General features: G+C 40.7%; 21 protein-coding genes. 12 read left to right on the plus strand and 9 right to left on the minus strand.

Going from position 1 to position 20,232, the window contains the following annotated elements; all coding sequences use genetic code 11:
* Window positions 1–23 precede the first annotated feature (23 nt).
* Window positions 24–857: a posphoenolpyruvate synthetase regulatory kinase/phosphorylase PpsR gene (gene ppsR / locus L4C54_RS11850; RefSeq protein ID WP_428808358.1), complete on the minus strand. Its 834-nt coding sequence runs from the start codon at window positions 855–857 to the stop codon at window positions 24–26.
* A 175-nt stretch (window positions 858–1,032) separates the two neighbouring features.
* On the opposite strand from ppsR, the gene ppsA reads away from it, so the two are divergent.
* The gene (gene ppsA / locus L4C54_RS11855) at window positions 1,033–3,405 is read left to right on the plus strand and encodes a phosphoenolpyruvate synthase (RefSeq protein WP_428808359.1); all 2,373 of its coding nucleotides are present in this window, start codon (window positions 1,033–1,035) and stop codon (window positions 3,403–3,405) included.
* A 129-nt stretch (window positions 3,406–3,534) separates the two neighbouring features.
* On the opposite strand, the gene L4C54_RS11860 is transcribed toward ppsA, so the two are convergent.
* Window positions 3,535–4,239, minus strand: a complete 705-nt coding sequence (locus L4C54_RS11860; protein ID WP_428808360.1) for a tRNA (adenine(22)-N(1))-methyltransferase — start codon at window positions 4,237–4,239, stop codon at window positions 3,535–3,537.
* A 402-nt stretch (window positions 4,240–4,641) separates the two neighbouring features.
* Here L4C54_RS11860 and L4C54_RS11865 point away from each other — a divergent pair, with 402 nt between their 5' ends.
* Window positions 4,642–4,833: a hypothetical protein gene (locus tag L4C54_RS11865; protein ID WP_428800291.1), complete on the plus strand. Its 192-nt coding sequence runs from the start codon at window positions 4,642–4,644 to the stop codon at window positions 4,831–4,833.
* A 153-nt stretch (window positions 4,834–4,986) separates the two neighbouring features.
* Here the strand turns inward: L4C54_RS11865 and L4C54_RS11870 are convergent, their stop codons facing one another.
* Window positions 4,987–5,544: a PhnA domain-containing protein gene (locus tag L4C54_RS11870; protein ID WP_428800292.1), complete on the minus strand. Its 558-nt coding sequence runs from the start codon at window positions 5,542–5,544 to the stop codon at window positions 4,987–4,989.
* 231 nt (window positions 5,545–5,775) lie between these two features.
* On the opposite strand from L4C54_RS11870, the gene L4C54_RS11875 reads away from it, so the two are divergent.
* Window positions 5,776–6,858, plus strand: coding sequence for a site-2 protease family protein (locus L4C54_RS11875; RefSeq protein ID WP_428808361.1), 1,083 nt, complete (start codon window positions 5,776–5,778; stop codon window positions 6,856–6,858).
* A gap of 77 nt (window positions 6,859–6,935) precedes the next feature.
* Here L4C54_RS11875 and L4C54_RS11880 read toward each other — a convergent pair whose 3' ends face one another.
* A complete protein-coding gene (locus L4C54_RS11880; RefSeq protein WP_428808362.1) occupies window positions 6,936–7,724 on the minus strand; it encodes a M48 family metallopeptidase in 789 nt (262 codons plus the stop codon).
* Between the two features lie 98 nt (window positions 7,725–7,822).
* On the opposite strand from L4C54_RS11880, the gene L4C54_RS11885 reads away from it, so the two are divergent.
* The 5 genes from L4C54_RS11885 (at window position 7,823) to L4C54_RS11905 (ending at window position 11,799) form a co-directional block, all read left to right on the plus strand.
* Entirely contained in the window at window positions 7,823–8,260 is a 438-nt protein-coding gene (locus L4C54_RS11885) for a hotdog fold thioesterase (protein WP_428808363.1), read from the plus strand.
* 3 nt (window positions 8,261–8,263) lie between these two features.
* Window positions 8,264–8,500, plus strand: a complete 237-nt coding sequence (locus L4C54_RS11890; RefSeq protein WP_428800296.1) for a DUF3389 domain-containing protein — start codon at window positions 8,264–8,266, stop codon at window positions 8,498–8,500.
* A 65-nt stretch (window positions 8,501–8,565) separates the two neighbouring features.
* Window positions 8,566–10,275: an SgrR family transcriptional regulator gene (locus L4C54_RS11895; RefSeq protein WP_428808364.1), complete on the plus strand. Its 1,710-nt coding sequence runs from the start codon at window positions 8,566–8,568 to the stop codon at window positions 10,273–10,275.
* Window positions 10,268–10,519, plus strand: coding sequence for a hypothetical protein (locus tag L4C54_RS11900; protein ID WP_428808576.1), 252 nt, complete (start codon window positions 10,268–10,270; stop codon window positions 10,517–10,519). Before L4C54_RS11895 ends, L4C54_RS11900 begins: the two co-directional genes overlap by 8 nt.
* 392 nt (window positions 10,520–10,911) lie before the next feature.
* A complete protein-coding gene (locus tag L4C54_RS11905) occupies window positions 10,912–11,799 on the plus strand; it encodes a LysR family transcriptional regulator (protein ID WP_428808365.1) in 888 nt (295 codons plus the stop codon).
* A gap of 69 nt (window positions 11,800–11,868) precedes the next feature.
* Here L4C54_RS11905 and L4C54_RS11910 read toward each other — a convergent pair whose 3' ends face one another.
* Entirely contained in the window at window positions 11,869–14,550 is a 2,682-nt protein-coding gene (locus L4C54_RS11910; protein WP_428808366.1) for a bifunctional acetate--CoA ligase family protein/GNAT family N-acetyltransferase, read from the minus strand.
* 216 nt (window positions 14,551–14,766) lie between these two features.
* On the opposite strand from L4C54_RS11910, the gene L4C54_RS11915 reads away from it, so the two are divergent.
* Window positions 14,767–15,345, plus strand: a complete 579-nt coding sequence (locus tag L4C54_RS11915) for an SPOR domain-containing protein (protein ID WP_428808367.1) — start codon at window positions 14,767–14,769, stop codon at window positions 15,343–15,345.
* A gap of 154 nt (window positions 15,346–15,499) precedes the next feature.
* Window positions 15,500–16,501 carry a D-alanine--D-alanine ligase gene (locus L4C54_RS11920; RefSeq protein WP_428808368.1) on the plus strand — a complete coding sequence of 334 codons (1,002 nt, stop codon included), beginning with the start codon at window positions 15,500–15,502 and terminating at the stop codon, window positions 16,499–16,501.
* Between the two features lie 2 nt (window positions 16,502–16,503).
* Here the strand turns inward: L4C54_RS11920 and L4C54_RS11925 are convergent, their stop codons facing one another.
* Window positions 16,504–17,463 carry a tyrosine-type recombinase/integrase gene (locus L4C54_RS11925; protein WP_428808369.1) on the minus strand — a complete coding sequence of 320 codons (960 nt, stop codon included), beginning with the start codon at window positions 17,461–17,463 and terminating at the stop codon, window positions 16,504–16,506.
* A 99-nt stretch (window positions 17,464–17,562) separates the two neighbouring features.
* On the opposite strand from L4C54_RS11925, the gene L4C54_RS11930 reads away from it, so the two are divergent.
* Window positions 17,563–17,931: a DUF3319 domain-containing protein gene (locus tag L4C54_RS11930; RefSeq protein WP_428808370.1), complete on the plus strand. Its 369-nt coding sequence runs from the start codon at window positions 17,563–17,565 to the stop codon at window positions 17,929–17,931.
* A 5-nt stretch (window positions 17,932–17,936) separates the two neighbouring features.
* Window positions 17,937–18,248 carry a stress response translation initiation inhibitor YciH gene (gene yciH / locus L4C54_RS11935; protein ID WP_428808371.1) on the plus strand — a complete coding sequence of 104 codons (312 nt, stop codon included), beginning with the start codon at window positions 17,937–17,939 and terminating at the stop codon, window positions 18,246–18,248.
* Window positions 18,249–18,436: 188 nt separating this feature from the next.
* Here yciH and L4C54_RS11940 read toward each other — a convergent pair whose 3' ends face one another.
* From L4C54_RS11940 to L4C54_RS11950, 3 genes are all read right to left on the minus strand, one after another.
* Complete coding sequence (locus tag L4C54_RS11940) at window positions 18,437–19,180, minus strand: substrate-binding periplasmic protein (RefSeq protein WP_428808372.1); 744 nt, start codon at window positions 19,178–19,180, stop codon at window positions 18,437–18,439.
* 50 nt (window positions 19,181–19,230) lie between these two features.
* Window positions 19,231–19,668, minus strand: a complete 438-nt coding sequence (locus tag L4C54_RS11945) for a hypothetical protein (RefSeq protein ID WP_428808373.1) — start codon at window positions 19,666–19,668, stop codon at window positions 19,231–19,233.
* Window positions 19,669–20,078: 410 nt separating this feature from the next.
* The gene (locus tag L4C54_RS11950; protein WP_428800328.1) at window positions 20,079–20,225 is read right to left on the minus strand and encodes a YoaH family protein; all 147 of its coding nucleotides are present in this window, start codon (window positions 20,223–20,225) and stop codon (window positions 20,079–20,081) included.
* Between the last annotated feature and the right edge of the window lie 7 nt (window positions 20,226–20,232).

The raw sequence follows: 20,232 nt of genomic DNA on the forward strand, positions 1-20,232 counted from the left end.
AAGTAAGCTTGGGCTGTAACGACTTAAACCAGTCTTCGTTTCAAGCCCGCTTTTTCTAAAATACGAGTCGAGATTTCTTCAACAGACAGAGAAGAGGTATTGATATACGGAATCGCTTCACGCCTGAAAAGAGCTTCTACACTCGCTAGCTCCAGTCTACATTGCTCTGTACTCGCATAATCACTGCCTGATAAACGATTCTCACGAATTTCGGTCAACCTTTCAGGGTTTATGGTTAAACCAAACAGTTTGTGCCGGTGAATTTCAAATTCTGGAAGAAGGCGCATCGCTTTAATATCGTCATCAATGAAAGGGTAGTTAACGACTCTTAAACCAAACTGCATTGCCATATAGAGACTTGTAGGCGTTTTTCCACTTCGAGAAACACCCAGCAACACTATGTCGGCTTTCTCTATTCCTTTAAGTGTGATTCCATCATCATGAGCTAAGGTATATTCGATAGCTGCTATTCGATCAAAATAGGTATCTGAATCTCTTTTTACACTTCTTGAGCGTTGAAGCTTTGGCGTTGGATCCATTTGAAGATCTTTTTGCATTTTCTGCACAATACCCTCTAGAACGTCATAACAGTGTGCCGAGCTTTCGATCAAGATTTTCCTTACATCTGGTAATACGATAGAGAAAAACACCAGTGGTTTCTCTCCATTTCTTTCGAAGCTACTCTCAATTTCTTTAACAACGTCTAAAACTTTGTCTTCAGTTTCTACAAATGGAAAGGTTTTTTCATTTGCGGAAAATGAGAATTGACCAAGTAAAACGTGCCCAAGCGTTTCACAAGTGATGGCTGTACCATCAGAAACATAGAATACATCACGACTTTCGGTATTGATCTGCATATTTTGTTTAAACTATCAAATTATGTTGAGTATGATGCGTACCATAATAACGATAACAAAACCCGGTCTGCAATTACGCGCCCCACAGCTTTTGAAATTTGTTAGATTTTTTTAAGTTGATGCGTAATCGTTTGCCTTCCCCTACAAAAAAGCTGTAATGCATTCGGAGAAATTCATGCATAAGAACACTCTTTGGTTTAATCGCTTGTCCATGGAAGACGTCGACAAAGTCGGCGGTAAAAATGCCTCATTAGGTGAAATGGTGTCAAACCTTTCAAATGCTGGTGTATCAGTACCAAACGGATTTGCTACAACGTCCTACGCGTTTAATCAATTTCTAGATTTTGAAGGCCTTGATGAGAGAATTCATCTACTGCTTGATGAATTAGATGTTGAAGATGTCGACGCGCTACGTAAAACAGGTGCTCAAATTCGAGATTGGGTATTAAACGCCCCGTTCCCAAGTGATTTAGAACAAGCTGTTCGTGAAGACTATCATGCTCTTATTGATGGTAACGAAGAGCTTTCAGTTGCCGTGCGGTCATCTGCAACGGCTGAAGACTTACCTGATGCTTCATTTGCAGGCCAACAAGAAACGTTTTTAAACGTCAAAGGTATTGATGCAGTGTTAGAAGCAACAAAGCACGTTTATGCGTCTTTGTTTAATGATCGCGCTATCTCTTACCGTGTTCACCAAGGGTTTGACCACCGCGGAATTTCTCTGTCCGCTGGTATCCAACGTATGGTTCGCTCTGATAAAGCATCATCAGGCGTTATGTTTACTCTTGATACCGAATCAGGTTTCGATCAAGTCGTCTTTATTACCTCTTCTTGGGGCCTTGGTGAAATGGTTGTTCAGGGCGCAGTTAACCCTGACGAATTCTATGTTCATAAGCCACTTCTTGAAGCAGGGCAAACGCCGATCGTTAAGAAAACCTTTGGCTCCAAACTTATCAAGATGATCTACTCTGACAACCAAGAAATTGGTAAACAGGTTGATATCATTGATACGTCAGCGGAAGAAAGAGAGCAATTCTCACTTAACGATGCAGAAATCAAAGAGCTTGCTAAGCAAGCAATGATCATTGAGAAGCACTATCAACGTCCAATGGATATTGAATGGGCGAAAGATGGCATTGATGGTCAGTTATACATCGTACAAGCAAGACCAGAAACGGTCTGCTCTCAATCAGAACAAAATGTTATCGAGCGATACGAGCTAAACAACAAAGCTGACGTATTGATTGAAGGCCGAGCTATTGGTCAGCGTATCGGTAGCGGTAAAGTTAGGCTGGTGGACTCACTTGATCAAATGTCTTTGGTTCAAGAAGGCGATGTTTTAGTGACAGATATGACAGACCCTGACTGGGAACCTGTTATGAAGAAAGCCGCTGCGATTGTTACTAATCGAGGTGGGCGTACTTGCCACGCAGCAATCATTGCACGTGAGCTTGGTATTCCTGCGATTGTAGGCTGTGGAACAGCGACAAGCGCACTGACCGATGGTGACGTTGTAACCATTTCATGTTCTGAAGGTGAAACAGGCTATGTTTACAAAGGCGAGCTTGATTTCGAAATCAAACGTTCTGCTGTTGATGAACTGCCTATTCTACCTACTAAAGTAATGATGAACGTGGGTAACCCCGACCGTGCTTTTGACTTTGCTCAACTGCCGAATGAAGGTGTTGGCCTTGCAAGACTTGAGTTCATCATTAACAAAATGATAGGAATACACCCTAAAGCATTGCTTAATTTTGATGCGCAGAGTGAAGAGATTCAAGCTGAAATCAAACAACGTATTCGTGGCTATAAAGATCCAATCGACTTTTACGTCAGTAAGCTAACAGAAGGCATTGCAACGATTGCTGCTGCATTCTGGCCTAAGCGCGTTATCGTTCGAATGTCTGACTTCAAATCAAATGAATACAGTAATTTGGTTGGCGGTAAGAGCTTTGAACCACATGAAGAAAACCCAATGCTTGGCTTCCGTGGAGCTTCCCGTTATATCTCTCCTGTCTTTGAAGATTGCTTTGAGCTTGAAACACAAGCAATTAAGCGTGTTCGTAATGGAATGGGCCTTAAGAACGTTGAAATCATGATTCCATTTGTTCGCACTCCTAGTGAAGCAGCATCTGTGATTGATCTTTTGGCTAAATTTGACCTTCGACGTGGAGATCAAGGGCTGAAAGTCATTATGATGTGTGAACTTCCATCGAATGCCATTCTAGCGGAAGAGTTTTTGAAGTACTTTGATGGCTTCTCAATTGGTTCAAATGATATGACCCAGTTAACTCTAGGGTTAGACCGAGACTCTGGTGATGTCGCACATCTATTTGATGAGCGTAACCCAGCGGTTAAGGCGATGCTGAAGATGTCGATTGATGCAGCGACCAAAGCAGGTAAGTATGTGGGTATTTGTGGTCAAGGGCCTTCTGACCACGACGATCTTGCTAAGTGGTTAATGGATCAAGGGATTAGTTCAGTATCTCTAAACCCAGATACCGTCATTGATACTTGGCTTAAGCTTGGAAACGTCAGTAGCCAATAAATGATAGTAAAAAACAAATACTGTGCATTTAAACAGTGACCATAAAAAGCGCCACTTTAGGCGCTTTTTTTATACAAGGAGTTTCGTAACCGATATTCGTAACCGATATTCGTATTACTTCAAATTGAACTACAACATCGAAGACGCTAATTGACGCTCTACACGCTTGTAAGCGTCAATAATAGGCTGAGTGTCACTATGATTACCTTTTGCTATTCTTTTGTAATGAGACAGCGTTTTAGCGAGGTACTGCTTCGATATTCTCTGTTGAGCGTCACAGTTCGATTTCCATATCGTGTCGCCAACTAACGATACCAATGGTAATTCATCATTGTCGGTAGATGTTCGTGTCACAAGCTGCACTTCATAGTACCGTCTGTTGTCTTCAATCAGAGTTTCTTGTTTCGATTTGAACCCGAGTGCGCGTAGATGCTCTCTAACACTGTAATGATGTAGGACGGGGCACAGTAGGAAGTCAATTGACTCATAAGGGTTACTTTTATTAATAGCCTCTATGAGCTCTTTTATTAAATCCCCCCCAACACCAGCTATGATAACAAGGTGGTTTCCTGAATACTCTTGTAAAGGTAATTTCGCGACATCCATGCAGTGAGTCTGCCAGGGAGTAGGGGAACTAGAATAGAACTTCGTTAAGTTGGCTTTCAGTTGTGCCATTAGATCAGGCACGATATCAACAAAGTGGACTTGCCCACCAGCTTGACGAGAAAGCAACTGAGCCCCAAGAAGCCCGTGATCACAGCAGCAATCCCATATATGGTCGTAGCCAGGCGCAACCATGGCATCAATTTGTTTCAATCGTTTGCTAATTTTCACACGAAATACCTATTTAAAGTCGGAGCTATTGTAGTGGCTTTGAGAGCCTAACAAAAGGTTGCGTCGATAAGTAACACAAAGAACACGTGCTTAGACCAAGATATTCTAATCGGTTATCGGCTATCAATTGGTTTTGGAGAAAAAGAAACAACTGTTTAGGTGTAATGTTTTTGTTAAATACATCACGAAACAATTTAATGGTGAGAATAACATTTCATCCAAACAAGTAATTTACGACTATTTATTCATCGATATTGAATCTACCGCTTAGGTGATTGTTAACACATTGTGTCATTAGATAAACTAATCTTTATGGGTAGTTTTTGTCATTATTTAATCACCTAAAAAACAACTATATTAGCCGCAACGAAACGAAATTATTCGAATTATAGAGAGGCTTCTATGTCACAAGTAATGCATTTAGACACAATCGCTGTTCCAAACTCTATGGATAAGAAAACCTACTCGGTTAGTTTCAAAGGATTGATTGCACATTTATTAGATATTCTGTTTGTTGATAACAGCCAGCCACGCGCTTACTATGCATCTGATCTTTCAGACCACATGCAAAAAGACTTAGGTCTTACTCGCTAATATCAAGTAATAAGCATTTAAAAACGCAGCCAATGGCTGCGTTTTTTGTTTGTGTCTTTCTAAAGTGATGTTTAATAGCTACAACACAGCAAGTAAATTCAAGGTACAAAAAAGGCGCTCATTAAGCGCCTATTCAATCGTTCTTTTTGAAAATTACTTCTTACGACAGAACTCAGCGATAACATACATAGATTGGCCGCCGTTTGTTTTACCAGAAACAAGCTTTGGGTCATCGCCAACGCTGATTCCGCGAATAACAGTACCTTGCTTGATGACTTGGTTAGTGCCTTTAACAGGCAAATCTTTAATTACCGTTACGTCGTCACCTTTTTTAAGCTCGACACCGTTTACATCAAACGGTTTATCATCAGCTGACATGCCGATTTGTGCCCAAACAGACGTCTCTTCTTCAAGGTACATCATTTCTAGTAGGTCTTGTGCCCATGACTCTGCAGATAGGCGAGTCAATTGACGCCATGCTGTTACTTGAACTGGTGCTTCTTGGCTCCACATACTGTCGTTCAGACAACGCCAGTGGTTGATATCTTTCGGGTCTTCAATTTCACTTAAACATTTTTCACAAGCCATGATGCCGTGATCAACTGTTACATGGCTATGTGGTGGTACAGCGTATGCTGTTAGTGGAGAGTCGCTTCCACATAGTTCACATTTAGATTGGCAGCGTTCTAGCATAGTCGCTTCAGAAGACATAATTGGCTCACATTTAGTAAATTAAATAACGCGCATATTATCCACTTTATCCATTAAAAAGAAAGGGATTTAGCTAGCTGGCCCAATTCTGGCTGCAATGTCTATTTAAACTCGGATTAAACCTCAATAACTTGCCATTTAGTTACCTTGTAACACAAGTTCTAGCTTTACCCATCACTTATTGCGCGTCATAATCTCCGCGTTAATGATCGTTTAATAATAGGGAACACATTGGAACTTTTAGCAATTGAATGTCTTGGAAAACCGCTACGTCTTGAAGGCTCTATGGCAGGTTGGCAACAACTCTACTGGGATAACACCCTAGTATCTCAAATAGACGCTTCAAACTCCTCAGATAGCCAATCCACTCACCAGTTCACGCTAATGCAAGGTGATGTAAACCTAAACTGTAAGCTTAACCTTGATCTGATTTGGCAACCTTTTGATCTAAATTACTCACTGTCTATAAACGAGCAACCAATAACTCAAGGTGAGCGAAATCAAAAAGACATAGAGCAGCAAGTTCCATTTACGCCACCTAAAGCAGAAAGACGTTTCAGCCTTATCGGCTTAGTCTCTCTGGGCATGAAGGCGCTCAAAAGTGCAAAGCTTATTAAAGTCGTTCTCGCTTCAGCAAGTCTTGCTGCTTATTCATGGTTGTTCTCATTTCAATTCGCGCTAGCGCTGATTGCCTGCTTGGTATTCCACGAGTACGGCCATGTTAAAGCGATGAAATATTTTGGGATGAAAACCAAAGGAATCTACTTAGTCCCATTTTTAGGTGGATTAGCCCTAAGCGATGAGAAAATCAATACACGCTGGCAAGACGTCGTTATTTCAATAATGGGTCCGTTCTTTGGCCTGATTTTATCGATCGTATTGATTATCGCTTATTGGGTTACAGGCAATATGTTCTTTGCCGGCCTCGCTGTTTTTAACGCGTTCCTTAATCTGTTTAATCTATTACCAATATTGCCTCTAGATGGTGGGCATATTTTAAAAAGTATCAGCTTCTCAATGAACAGTGTCGCCGGCATTGTATTGTGCGCTGCGGGAGCAATTGGCGGAGTGGTTCTTAGTTACTCACTAGGGCTTACGCTGTTTGGATTCTTACTCATCATGGGAACAGTAGAAATCGTATTGGAGTGGAAACAACGTCACCATAGTCATTTGTTGCCTCTTGATCGTTACGGACAGATTATCTCTGCGCTTTGGTATATTGGTTTAGTTGGCGGACTAATTGGAATCATTTGGTACTTCGCTTCAACTGGCGACGCTTTACTACAGCTTCCACTGCAGATTTTAGGAACCTAGCTCTTAGCATGATTCGAGTTAGAAATAATAAAGGCGAACATTTGACTGTTCGCCTTTATTATTGAGTGAAACCCGACTCAACTACATTTTGGCTTAGTACCTGTGTATTGAGGTAACGTTGATATCTTCGCTTTTAAATCGTTAATGCGCGTGTCGTGTGACGGGTGAGTAGACAATAGTTCCGGAGGTTGAGCACCACCTGACGCTTTAGCCATGTTCTTCCATAAGTCGACACTTTGGTTAGGGTCAAACCCCGCATTTGCCATAAACTCTAATCCAACGATATCTGCTTCAGATTCCTGAGTTCGTCCGTAAGGTAAAATAACACCGTACTGCACACCCACACCTAAAGCGGCCATTGTCATTGATTTGTATTCTGAATATTCCGAAGAGCCTAATGCAATACTTGTAACCTGCAATCCCGCATTAGCGAGTTGAGATTGTGACAACCGTTCATTACTGTGATCAGCTAGAACATGAGCAATTTCGTGTCCAATAACGGTGGCAAGTTGGTCTTGATTGGACGCTACGTTTAATAAACCAGTATAAACACCGATCTTTCCGCCGGGTAGGGCAAAGGCATTAACTTGGTCACTATCAAAGACCACCACTTCCCAGCTATCGAAGCTTGGTTGCTTAGGAACATGTTTGAGTACCGAGTCTGCGACACACTGAACATAGCTGTTAACGGCTTTATCCTTGCTAATAGGTTGCTCTTTTTTCATTTGTTCAAACGACTGACCACCGAGTGAACTCATCTCATCATCAGAAAACAAAATTAACTGATTTCTTCCGGTAGGCGAGGAGCTACAAGCTGTTAACGCAATAACAGAGCACAGTACCGATAATTTAAACGCTGTTTGCATTTACAATCTCCATATTGAAAGGCAAATTAGTCATTCCATGACGACTTCATCAAATAACTGTAAGTTAATAATTATAACGTAAACAATAAGAGTGCTAAATGACTATCTGGAAAAAGCCACTAAATTTGGAACAACTCAATTTAACGTCAAAGAATACGCTAATAGAGCACCTTCAAATTGAATATACGGAATTTAGCGACAACAGTATCTCTGCGACAATGCCTGTCGCGCCTATTACACACCAACCTTTAGGAATGCTTCATGGTGGAGCATCTGTGGTTCTAGCCGAAACACTCGGTTCGGTTGCTGCGAACATGTGTGTTGATGATCAGCACTTTTGCGTTGGCTTAGATATCAACGCTAATCATATTCGAGCAATGAGAACAGGGATAGTGACTGGCACCGCCTCTCCAATACATTTAGGTGTGTCAACACAGGTGTGGCAAATAAACCTCACCGACGAAAAAGAGCGACTCATCTGTTCAAGCCGTTTAACCATAGCCGTTAAGAAAATCAAAAGTAAAGCGGGTAAATAGAAGATGGTTATTGAATTTTCATTAGGGAAGATCATCGCAACTCCCCATGAACTGATCGTACGTTTATCTGGTGAGCAACATATCGTGATGCAGGCGCAATGTGATTATATAACGTTAATTGGAAAGGGAGCTAATGTACTTGTGGCCAATGATAGTGGCTGTAAGTGGTCAATAAAACTTGATAATGAACAACAGCTTATTCAACTGAGTGAACTTTTAGGCTGCGCGATTAGCGTATAGCTTGCCACAGCTTTAAAAAAAGGGGAAACTAAGTGCTTCTTTGCTAAGTTCGAGATTTCCCCTTTATGAGCAGTCCCCGTCTACGCGTACAGTTTGAAACTCTTTTTAAGCATTTCAATGGTCAAGATTCAGGTATTCAGCTTGATGAGATCACCGAGATCCTTTTCTGTACTCGTCGTAACGCTCGGATCGTTCTCAACAAAATGGAAGAGGAAGGCTGGATCGAATGGCGACCAGCACCGGGTCGTGGAAAGCTCTCAAAACTTAACTTCAAGCGTAGCCGTACCGATGTTAACGAAACCCTAGCGAAGCAGTATCTCGACGAGGGGCGAATCTCTCACGCACTCTCTGTACTTAACAACGACAGTGCAAAGCTTGCACGCGTTATTGATGGCTATTTGGGTGTCCAGCATCAAGAAGGGCAGCAGGTCGTGCGATTACCGTACTATCGTCCTTTGTCGATGCTAAACCCCAATAAAAATATGCGCCGCTCAGAGCAACATATCGCACAACAAATATTCAGTGGGCTAACTCGGCTAGATGAAGCTGACGAACTCCAACCTGATTTGGCACACAGTTGGGAAATGCTATCTAGCCGTCATTGGCGATTCTATATTCGACCTAGGGTTCGATATCATAATGGTCTAGTGCTGAGTACAGAGCACATCATTGAAAATATATCACTGCTAAAAAGTGTGTCTCTATTTTCTCATATTGATGAAGTTTCATCCCCAAGTGACAGCATCATTGATATCAAGCTTGCGCGTGATGACAGACGATTACCTCTGTTGTTAGCCGAGTCGTGTGCAAAAATCTTATTACCAGACGAGCTTAGATCAGACGGCTTTGACCTTATGCCTGTCGGAACTGGGCCTTATCAGGTTGTTGAAAATAATGACAAGAGATTGATATTACAGGCTTTTGATGGATACTTTGGTTTCCGCCCTTTGATTGACCGAGTTGAAGTATGGGTTATTGATGAGGTTCATTCTTCGATGATATTCCCAAGCTTGTCGAACCCAATAAAGCCTGACCTACTCGACCAAAACGAAGAGGTAAAGTTAGATCCAGGGTGCACATATTTACTTCTTAACCGTAGAGATGGTCTAGCAGTGAATACCGAATGGGCTGAATACTTTACGAATAAACTTCATACTATGAACTTATTCCGGATGTTACCTGATAATAAGCTCGTCGAGTTAGGTGTTCTTCCTGCACATGGTTTGAAGCCAGGGTGGTACCACCAAGGTCGTTCTAATAGCACCGTTAAGCCTCCTGAATTTAAAAGCATAACTATCGCGTATCATGCTCATCACCCAATGTTTCCGACATTAGCTAAAACGATCGAAAGAATATTACGTGATGACGGTTTAAAAATAGAGATGATCAAATACGATCTCTCAGTTCCTGATACCACGGAGATTGATATTTGGATTAAGCCAATGGGGGTGTCCAACAATCGAGATGATGCACTTGCTGGTTGGCTTCTGGATTACAGTGACATCAAACTAATGAGCACGGATGAACATTTCAAATATTGGGGAAGTTTAATCAATCAATGGCGAAGTGACGAAACAGTTCCTTTCCCTGCGAAATCGTTAGGTAAGTCTCTGGTAGAAAACTTACAACTAATCCCTATGTTTCACTGTTGGTTGGGTGTTAGCCAAGACCAGTGCGGTTCTTTACAAAATGCCAAGTGTAATGCATTAGGATGGTTTGACTTTAGTCGCGCATGGGTAAAACCTGAATTAACCTCGGATTCAAATGATGGCTAAGCCAAACAAGAAACAGCCAACACGCACGGTTAATGTTTTCTGCGCAAAGTGTAAAGCGCCGCTCTACAAGTATCGGAAAGGTGGAAAAGGTGCTTTAGTTAAGTGCTTTCAAGAGCGTATTGTTACCGACTTTACGACTGAATTAGGAAAGTGCCCAAAATGTATGATTACATTCGCTCGAGAAACAATGATACGAGGAATGCCCGCAAATAAGATCATAGGTGGAAAAGTTACATTTAAATAACAACTTATGTTTACATATATTTAACATTTAAAGTGCTATATCTCTCAGTTACTACTCCGTATCGTTCGTTTTTTACGCGTTTATTGATCTATATCGATTATTTACGTAATAAATACGTTAATCGCTTTTATGTCGCTTCGTAAATGTTAGAATTCCCGCAGTTACACTTTGTTACGTTTTGAATCTAGGAGTTACATGTGGAAATAGGTCTAATCATCGCTTTTATCGTTGCTTCTGTCGTAATGGTAAAAAGAGAGATGTCTAATAATTAGTTTTCATTCAGCCCAATTTGTTATTACTTTTCGAATGATTATTTTCTAAACCAGCATTTATTGCTGGTTTTTTGTTATTTGGATACTCTATAGAGAGATTGGTTTTCTAAGGGGCTCTCATTGCAAAATCTACTTACACTTGAAGCACTATATATACTTGATGCGATTGATCGCCGTGGTAGCTTTGCTAGCGCAGCAAAAGAGCTCGACAGGGCACCTTCTTCACTGACTTATCAAATACAAAAACTTGAACAAGATTTAGATCTCATGATCTTTGACCGTTCGGGGCACAAGGCGGCGTTTACAGAAGTTGGGCGCTTGATACTCGAACAAGGCCGTCATATTCTCCAGGCCTCTCAAGACTTAGTCGGTAAAGCATCCGCTTTGGCTAATGGATGGGAACTTGAACTTACTGTCGCTTTTGATGGAATTATTCCGGTTAATAACTTTTTTCCTCTAGTCGCAAAATTAGAAGAGATCAGCAATACCAAAGTTAAGTTACAAGAAGAGATCCTTGCAGGTTGTTGGGAGTCCTTAGCTGTTGGTAGAGCGGACATATTGATCTGTCCGAAAGTAGGGATGATCCCCCAAGATCTGAAAACTCAGAAGCTTGGATCGATGTCTATGGTTTGGGTCGCAGCCAATGATCATTACATTCATAACAGGGTTGGTGAATTTAACGAACAAGAGCGTCAAAAATATAAGGTTATCGCTATTGCAGACACAGCCCAAGAGCATCCTATTCAAACGGTTAACGTATTAGACAAACAGCCACGACTGACGGTAACCTCATTTCATGCCAAAGTGGATGCGCTTATCGCAGGTTTAGGAATAGGGACACTACCTAAACAAGTCGCTGAACGGTTAATAGCCGAAGGTAAGATATGTTTAATCGATGGCGGTCAACAGCAAGATATTGATATTGTGATGGCTTGGCGAAGAAGTAATATGGGTAATGCAAAAAATTGGTCGATTCAGTATCTAGCAAAAAATTGGAATCTGATCTGATAATTTGATCTATACAACGGTATAGAGAGGGAGATTCAAGAACTCCCTCTAAACGCTTTCTAAGTTACTCTAATTTAACTTCATCACCATATCAGCAGTACCATCAGAAAACTGTATATCAACCTCAAAACCGAGCTTCTGTGCCAGTGTTAACATGCCTCTGTTGGTTGGCATTGTCATTCCTGAAATTTGAGTTGTACCTTTATCACGACAATACTCGATAATTTTGCCCATCAGCACCTTTCCTAGGCCGTTTCCTTTTAGATCAGAACGAATCAATATTGCAAACTCAGCATCACTGTTTTGATGGTTTATCAACGCGCGAGAGACACCGATGATGGATGGATTCCCATCAGCATTAGAAACTGCTACAAACGCCATTTCACGGTCGTAATCAATTTGAGTGAAATTGGCCAAGGCTTCATGATTGAATTCACCCACGTCGCTAAAAAATCGTTTATAGAGATCTTCTTTTGACACGTTATGTATGAATTCGGCATGAAGTGGTTCATCTTCTGGCAGTATTGGTCGAAGCAAGATCTTGGTTTGATCTTTTAGCACGAGAGCTTCTTCCATCTCTACTGGATATGGTCTGATCGCCAAACGCTCATGAGCATCTCTGTCATACGCTTTCAATACTAGGTCCGCATCAAGTATGGTAAATTCACTGCCATTTGCGAGTAGTGGATGGATATCCAGTTGGTGAACCTGAGGGCAATCAACCACCATTTGCGACAACCTGACCAAAAACTCCGATAAACCTCGTATATCCATAGGCTCTGGTAGTTTCTGAGGGCGGATTTTACCACCTTTAATAGCTCGAACTATTAAGTAGCGTGCAAGCGTCATATTTAGTGGAGGAAGTGCAGCGGCCGCATCTATTGATTCATCCCATTCTGAACCACCTTGACCAATCATTATGACGGGCCCAAACGTTTCATCGGTTACGACTTTAATTCGGATCTCTTCTCCGCCAGCTAATTTACCCATTCCTTGAACAAGTAAACCGTGAATATTAGCTGCTGGATAAGAGAGTTTGGTTCTATCTAGAATCGCTTCAGCTGCATTAGCAACTTCGACACTATTTCGAAGGTTTAGCATCACACCATGTACATCTGATTTGTGAGTAATATCAGGAGAACGCAGTTTTACCGCTACAGGGTAACCGATTTTTTCAGCAACATGTACAGCTTCACTAGCATCAGAAGCAATCCATGTAGGCAGAACATTGAAATTAAAGAATTTGAGAAACTCTCCTATCTGATGGGTATCAAGCGTTGTTAACTTGTTGTTGGTTAACTTTTTCTCGATCCAATCTTTGGCTTGGTTCAGCTCTGCGATGTGAACAGGCTCTGCTGATGTAGGTGTTTCCATTAACTGCTTTTGATTTCTTCGGTACTCGACTAAGTGCATGAAAGCAACAACAGCACTTTCCGGTGTTCGATAGGTCGGTATTCCAGCCTGAGTAAAGACTTGCCTTGCAGGCTTAGCCGTTAGTTCACCTGACCAATTTGTTAGAATGTTGAAGTGTTTGCTTCTTGGGTGCGCCTTAATGGCATCAATAAGTTCTTGAGCAGTTTGCTCTGACTCAGACACAGCAGAAGGGCTGTGCATGATAAGTATTGCGTCTGCATCATTGCTATCAAGTAGGGTATTGAGGGTTGAGACATAACGACGATGGCCAGCATCTCCAACCATGTCGATGGGGTTACTCTGGGACCAACTCGATGGTAATATGGTATCAAGCTTTTGGCGTGTTTCGTTGCTCAATTTAGCTAATTTTCCTCCTCGCTCTAACAGAGTATCCACGGCCATTATTGCAGGTCCGCCACCATTCGTAATGATCGCAAGCCGTTCACCACGTAATGGTACAGAGTGGGTTAATGTTTCCACTGCTGCAAACAGCTCATGAGTATTATGTACCCGAAGCATTCCTGTTCGGCGTATCGCAGAATCGTAAATGATATCTAATGTCTCATCACCACCAGTATGTCTTCTTGCTGCTTTTCGCCCTCCAGCGGTGCGTCCACCTTTCAATACGAGTATTCTTCGGTTTCGAGATGCAGCCCGAGCTGCAGACATGAATCGACGTGCATCTTTAATAGTATCAACGTAAAGAAGAATCGCTTCGGTATGAGAATCCATGCTTAATCGGTCGAGAAGCTCAGCAAAGTCGATATCTAATGCGTTTCCTAACGAAACAAACGCTGAAAAACCTATGTTCTTATCATTAGCCCAATCTAGAATCGTGGTACAAACGGCAGCTGATTGTGAAATAAACGCAATCTTTCCCTTTAATGCAGTAACCGGGGAGAACGAAGCATTGAAATTCAACCAAGGAAGAATGACCCCCAAACTATTCGGACCAAGAAGTCGCATGTTCGCTTTCTTGGCAATGTCTAAACACTGTTCTTGAATGGACTTATGCTCGCTGACAGATCCTGCCATATCAGAAGAGAGTATAATAACCGTCGCAATACCCTTATTCGCAAGTTCAGAAACAAGTGACACGTTACGGCTAGCATTCGTACACAAAATCGCGATATCAGGGGTGATTGGTAGAGCATCGATAGTTTTGTACGCTAATACCCCACAAACGGAGGGATACTTTGGAGTAACGGGCATGATAGCCCCTTCAAAACCACCCAATAGTAAGTTTTTCATCACTATGTTACCGGCTCTTCGCTCTTTTATAGAGGCGCCAATAACCGCCACTGATTTAGGTTTAAGCAATTTATCTAACGAATGCATGTTCAACTCAATCCACTTGTAATAACAACAGATTAATCAATTCCATGTTAGTTTGTGAGCATTTCGCGCTCATTATGAACAGTAGGACAGGGTAGAAAAGTGACTTTGTGCCATGCATCACAGAGTATTGATATATAATTAAAATGTTGGCTTGATTCTAAGTCATTCAATCGGCATGATTTACAGTAATCTCTATTTAGGACGTAAGTACATTTCATGAAAAAGATTTCAATTGTTGGCCTATCTGTGCTTCTATCGGCTTGTGCTTCTGACACGTACATCACTGATGTCACCTCAGAAAGTTACAAGGAAGACTACAAAGTTGCTGAGGTAGATAAACCGGTTGTTTCTAGTGAAGGCACTGCTGATGGTATTACCGAGAGCAACGTCGAGCAAAATGTAGTTAAAGTATCACCAGTAACTGAAGAGAAGAAGGTCGTTAAAAAAACGCCTGAAGCCGCTGCTGTTGCAATTATCCCACCGACGGCAAACCAAGTTGCAATGAATCCTCGATATGGCTTTACGATTCAGGTTGTTGCTGTAGGCTCTCAAACAAAGGTTGATGAATTTGCTCGTAAACTTCCTATGGATTCAAAACAACCTGTATGGGAAAACTACAAAGTAGTTAACGGGACAAAATGGTACACCGTACTTTACGGTGATTACGCGTCGCGTGTGGATGCTAAACAAGCTATTGATACGTTACCCGTTGAATTTAGAAATCTTAAGCCGTTTGTAAAGAGTATTGATTCAATTAAGAACTCTGAGTTCCCAACATTGAACAAACTGAACTAGTTAACATAATAGATGGGCGCTGCTTATCTATTACGGTGAATATTTCAACAGATGAGCCAAAACCGCGTAAATCCTACTAAGTTACGCTACCGTTTTGGCTCATTTTCATTATGATTACCTTTCAATCTTTTGTAGCGTTTCGGAAACTAGGTTAATGACTAAAACAACCATTCTTCTTTTGTGTGGAGGCGGTTCTTCAGAGCATGAAGTGTCGCTAGTATCAGCAAACTATTTACAGCAACAGCTCTCCATAACATCAGGTTTCAACGTGATCCGCGTCGAAATGAGAGAGAATGGTTGGTATAACGACAACGATAAACTGGTATCACTTGATACGAATACCGCTACATTAAACTGTGACTCTGAAAGTATTCATATTGATTTTGTTGTACCTTGCATTCACGGTTTTCCGGGTGAGACAGGCGACATACAATCTATGCTAGAGCTAGCAGGGATTCCTTATTTGGGATGCGGCCCTGAAGCAAGTACCAATAGCTTTAACAAAATCACGTCCAAATTATGGTATGACGCGTTAGGTATTCCAAATACACCGTACCTGTTTCTTTCTGAGAATAATGATTCTGCATTTAATGAGGCTGAGTCTGCTTTTGCAAAGTGGGGAAGTGTCTTTATCAAAGCGGCACGTCAAGGTTCTTCTGTTGGGTGTTACAAGGTCACAGAATTGGCCGAGCTTAAATCTTCAATCGATTTAGCTTTTGGATATTCAGATCAAGTTTTAGTCGAGAAAGCGGTAAAACCAAGAGAACTTGAAGTGGCTGCTTATGAGTTTGATGGGAAATTATACTTATCTAAGCCCGGTGAGGTTATAGCACCTTCAGACGCGTTTTATACTTATGAAGAAAAGTACAGCGCCGATAGCCATTCAAGTACCGAAATTGAGGCGACTAATCTCACTGAGTCACAACTAGAAACCATAAGAACAAGTGCGCACAAAGTTTTTAAACAAATGCGATTACGCCATTTATCACGTATTGATTTCTTTTTAACTGAAGATGGTGAGATCTATTTAAATGAAGTGAATACGTTTCCGGGAATGACGCCAATATCCATGTTTCCAAAAATGCTAGAACACAATGGACATCAGTTCCATGAATTCTTAGCAAACTGCGTGCAAACGTCAGTGAATAATGACTAGGGCTATTCCCAAGGTCTAATTGTTTTAAAGGTTTGCTTTTCATCCTCTGCTTTTTGTTTATATCCAATATATTGATAAGGCATAGCAGGGGATAACCACCGCCCAAACTCTTGAATTTCTTTCGCTTTCTTTCCGCTATTTGCTAAATGTTGAGCTGCGCCTACACGAGTTGATTGCCCAGAAAACTTAATTGGAAGCTGTAATAGTTCGCTTACATTCTTCAACACCCGATAGATTGATGAGTCATCCATCGCTGAATCACCTATGTTTTCATGCCTATCAATTGCTCTAAATACATAACACTCATTAGAGTCACCAGCTAAAGATAACCAAAGCCTTAAAGCGGATGTGCCTCGTTCGCTTAATCGATAAGTACAGCCTTTAACCGTGATACAAAAATCAGCTTCGATACAATCAACCTGAGCTATGGTTAAGTTCTTAAGTTCGGAACGTTTAAGAGCACATTCAAACATAAGATAATAGATGGCAAGATCTCGAATGTTCTTAGCACAAGGTGAGCGAGTTAAATGTTCGTCCAATGCTTTTAGGTGCTTAAACGTTAAACTATTGGCCTGTGCTGCATCACCATTTTTATCTAAACTATACTTTGCTAACAATTGGCGGATTTTACTGTTAGAGACTGGATCGTGATTAGTTAGGAGTCGGTGAACTAGAGATATAGTGACAGTGTAACGCTTTAGGGTGGAAAACTTACGTTTTTTGGCTTCCTGCTCAATAAAAAGTCTTACAGCAGTAACGGATGCAGGAATAGATTTGACGTTTTTTAGAGCGCAAAAGTCAGAAAAGTGATTCCAGTCTTTGACCATTGCTAACAACGAATTCTTTGAATATTGGCCCGCGGTTAATGAATCAAACTGATCTAGCGATATTTGAGAACGAAAAGTTGAACGCCACTGATTAAGTAACGAAATATCAGTAACCTGTGGTATCTGCTTTCTCATAAAAAACGTCTATAAATCCATATATATGTTGCAAATATACTTGATAACCACGCAGATACAATTATTATTTAAGTAACTCCTATAATAAGAAAATTGCGTATGGCTGTTACAATTTATAAAGGGTTTAACCTCAAATCTGCTGATAGCAATATCTGGCAGGCTAAGATTAAGAATCATGTCCTGTCTGGTAGCCTAGCAGCAGTTAAAAAAAGTATTGATTGGTTTTGCGATACAGCAACCATCATTGACCCTAAAGAGTTCTCATCTGTGGGGCAAAAGCGCGAGAGCGAGGGTTCTCCTATGGCAGAGGACTTTAATGGTTATGCTTTAAAGAACGATACTGGAGAACCAAACACTTGGTATTGTTTCTTTAACGGTCGATTGATTAAAGGTTCGAAAATCGCGATACAAAAGCATATTGAAGCGTATATACTTGCGAAACAGAAAGCAGAGCAACAGAGAAAATAATCTATATGAGTCTTGTATATTCGACGGATATTGGCCGTATTAAACAGGAAGAAGAAGTCGTTCAACGACCAAAAGGTGATGGAATCGTACGAATCCAACGCCAAACCAAAGGCCGCAAAGGCAAAGGCGTATGCATTGTTTCTGGATTAGACCTAGAAGATGCACAACTAAAACTAATCGCGGCTGAATTAAAAAAGGTATGTGGTTGCGGTGGTTCAGTTAAAGACGGAACGATTGAAATTCAAGGTGACGCCAGAGACAAAATCAAAGCTCACCTTGAAAAGAAAGGCCATACAGTGAAGTTAGCCGGTGGCTAAAAGTAGGCTTAAGATAATAGCTAGCGAACATCGTTAGATAGTAAGCTAGTTATTATCTATTTTATGGTAAATAGAGTTATGTTTAATGGATTGCCTAAGTTAGTACAGGAGAGTAGCAACTCTCTTTTATGTGCTCGATTGCATTTAACATAACATAGATAATACGCACCTAGATGTAGGGATAATATTTACTTTTCATAAGCTCCGCGGTTCGATTCTGATTCAATTTGTTTATACACACCGCTTTCACGAAGTTTCTTTAAGCCACTATTGAATGCCGCAATCAGTTGTTCAGAACGTTTTGATTTCTTAGAGATAATTAATGAATATGAGAGTAAGTTTATTGGTTTAGGATTCATCACCAATTTATCTTCTGCATTTAACTTATCAATAAACTTATTCGCGACATTGGGATATTCCAAGAGTATATCTAGCCGGCCTGATAGTAATTTATGATAATTACCAATCTGGTTTTCTATCCGGATAATATTGATTACGTTGGATTTTTCAAGCTCTGACAAACCATAGTCATAGCCTAAAACTCCACCAATCTCGAGACCTTGAAGATCTGAGACTTCATTCCAAACAACTTCATCATCCCGTCTATGAAAAACAGCAATGGGAACTGACAATATCACATCTGAAAATAAAGCGAATTTAATACGTTCATCGGTTTTAGAATAAGCAAATGAACCGTCGACTTCTCCTGTTCGGACTTTGTCAAACCCTCGAGCCCACGGGTAATAGACCAGTTTAACTTCATAACCTTCTTGTTTAAAAGCTTCAGTAACAATGTGAGCAACAAAACCGCCTTCTCTTAGAGTCTGTGATTGATACGGGTACCACTCACCTGACGCAAGAGTCACGATGTCATTAGAAAAAGCGAAGTTAGAACTCAATGAGAATAACAAAAGTAAAGTAGATAACTTCATCTATATTCTCCCGCATAAACCTTTCTATAAGTTTAGCAGTACATTGAATGCTACTGGAATTGTTTTAAGGCTTCTTTAATAGGTGCTAACTGCCAGTCGTTATAAACATAGGTACGTGTTCCTGAAAAGTAACGGCAACTCAAGTTAGTACTAGAAACTATTAGATCGGTGAAAATGGCGTTCTCTGTATTATTAATAGGTGAAAAGCTCAAGATGGAGTCGCTACATTCGCGAGCAAACTCGACTGGTGTTCCGTTTATGATCAATGATACAGAAGGATTACTACTTAAGTGCTGGTTAGACCCACAAGATATTCCATATAGTACAGCTGACAGCTCTCCACTCTTAGAGAGTTGAAACTTCGGCAACTCTACTGATTGGGCAATAATATCGTTATCTACGGTTTGGTTCTCATCAGAGGGAGTGCCGTCACAACCAACCAATAATACTGCACTACATACACACACCAGCAAATTAATTTTGTTCATGAAATCATAGACCTTGTACTGAAGGATATTCCTTTAGTTTGACATACCAAGGTCCACATTAAAATCACAAACAGTGTTACCGCGTCACGAATTGGCAATGAGTTTTATTACTTGATGGTGACACTGTGCTAGTGCGATATATTCCTCTTAATAAAAACTCATACAATAATCAACCTGTAATTATATTACATCGGAACATTTAGTGATAACCAAACAGGACAACACTCCAATCTAAGCTGTTGTTAATAATGCAAATAAATAATACACAGAAAGAATCCGATGACCATATTGATAGATATCAAATTAGATATAATAGACTTTGGTTAGATGAATGTGAATGGCAGTCTAGTTTTGTTGGTATTAAATTTTTAGTTATAGTGCGTTAGATGGTAATAGAGTAGATTCCTACCCTACTCTTGTTCCTTATGTTCTTTTCTGATTTGCTCAGCTACAAGTTTAATCGCTTGAGCCGTGCTCATACCTGTTTGCATTAACTCTTGAATTCTTTCAACAGCCTTCTGCTGTTCTTCGTGGGAAAGGGATAAATCATCAAACATAAAAAAG

This window comes from Vibrio lamellibrachiae, from assembly GCF_050337265.1.
GTDB classification, from domain to species: domain Bacteria; phylum Pseudomonadota; class Gammaproteobacteria; order Enterobacterales; family Vibrionaceae; genus Vibrio; species Vibrio kyushuensis.

Coding starts and splice junctions, on each gene's coding strand:
- L4C54_RS11880 (WP_428808362.1), bottom strand. CDS start 7,724: ATGCAAACAGCGTTTAAATTATCGGTACTGTGCTCTGTTATTGCGTTA.
- L4C54_RS11865 (WP_428800291.1), top strand. CDS start 4,642: ATGTCACAAGTAATGCATTTAGACACAATCGCTGTTCCAAACTCTATG.
- L4C54_RS11915 (WP_428808367.1), top strand. CDS start 14,767: ATGAAAAAGATTTCAATTGTTGGCCTATCTGTGCTTCTATCGGCTTGT.
- L4C54_RS11890 (WP_428800296.1), top strand. CDS start 8,264: ATGGTTATTGAATTTTCATTAGGGAAGATCATCGCAACTCCCCATGAA.
- L4C54_RS11885 (WP_428808363.1), top strand. CDS start 7,823: ATGACTATCTGGAAAAAGCCACTAAATTTGGAACAACTCAATTTAACG.
- L4C54_RS11900 (WP_428808576.1), top strand. CDS start 10,268: ATGGCTAAGCCAAACAAGAAACAGCCAACACGCACGGTTAATGTTTTC.
- L4C54_RS11940 (WP_428808372.1), bottom strand. CDS start 19,180: ATGAAGTTATCTACTTTACTTTTGTTATTCTCATTGAGTTCTAACTTC.
- ppsA (WP_428808359.1), top strand. CDS start 1,033: ATGCATAAGAACACTCTTTGGTTTAATCGCTTGTCCATGGAAGACGTC.
- L4C54_RS11925 (WP_428808369.1), bottom strand. CDS start 17,463: ATGAGAAAGCAGATACCACAGGTTACTGATATTTCGTTACTTAATCAG.
- L4C54_RS11920 (WP_428808368.1), top strand. CDS start 15,500: ATGACTAAAACAACCATTCTTCTTTTGTGTGGAGGCGGTTCTTCAGAG.
- L4C54_RS11870 (WP_428800292.1), bottom strand. CDS start 5,544: ATGTCTTCTGAAGCGACTATGCTAGAACGCTGCCAATCTAAATGTGAA.
- L4C54_RS11930 (WP_428808370.1), top strand. CDS start 17,563: ATGGCTGTTACAATTTATAAAGGGTTTAACCTCAAATCTGCTGATAGC.
- L4C54_RS11950 (WP_428800328.1), bottom strand. CDS start 20,225: ATGTTTGATGATTTATCCCTTTCCCACGAAGAACAGCAGAAGGCTGTT.
- ppsR (WP_428808358.1), bottom strand. CDS start 857: ATGCAGATCAATACCGAAAGTCGTGATGTATTCTATGTTTCTGATGGT.
- L4C54_RS11910 (WP_428808366.1), bottom strand. CDS start 14,550: ATGCATTCGTTAGATAAATTGCTTAAACCTAAATCAGTGGCGGTTATT.
- L4C54_RS11895 (WP_428808364.1), top strand. CDS start 8,566: ATGAGCAGTCCCCGTCTACGCGTACAGTTTGAAACTCTTTTTAAGCAT.
- L4C54_RS11945 (WP_428808373.1), bottom strand. CDS start 19,668: ATGAACAAAATTAATTTGCTGGTGTGTGTATGTAGTGCAGTATTATTG.
- yciH (WP_428808371.1), top strand. CDS start 17,937: ATGAGTCTTGTATATTCGACGGATATTGGCCGTATTAAACAGGAAGAA.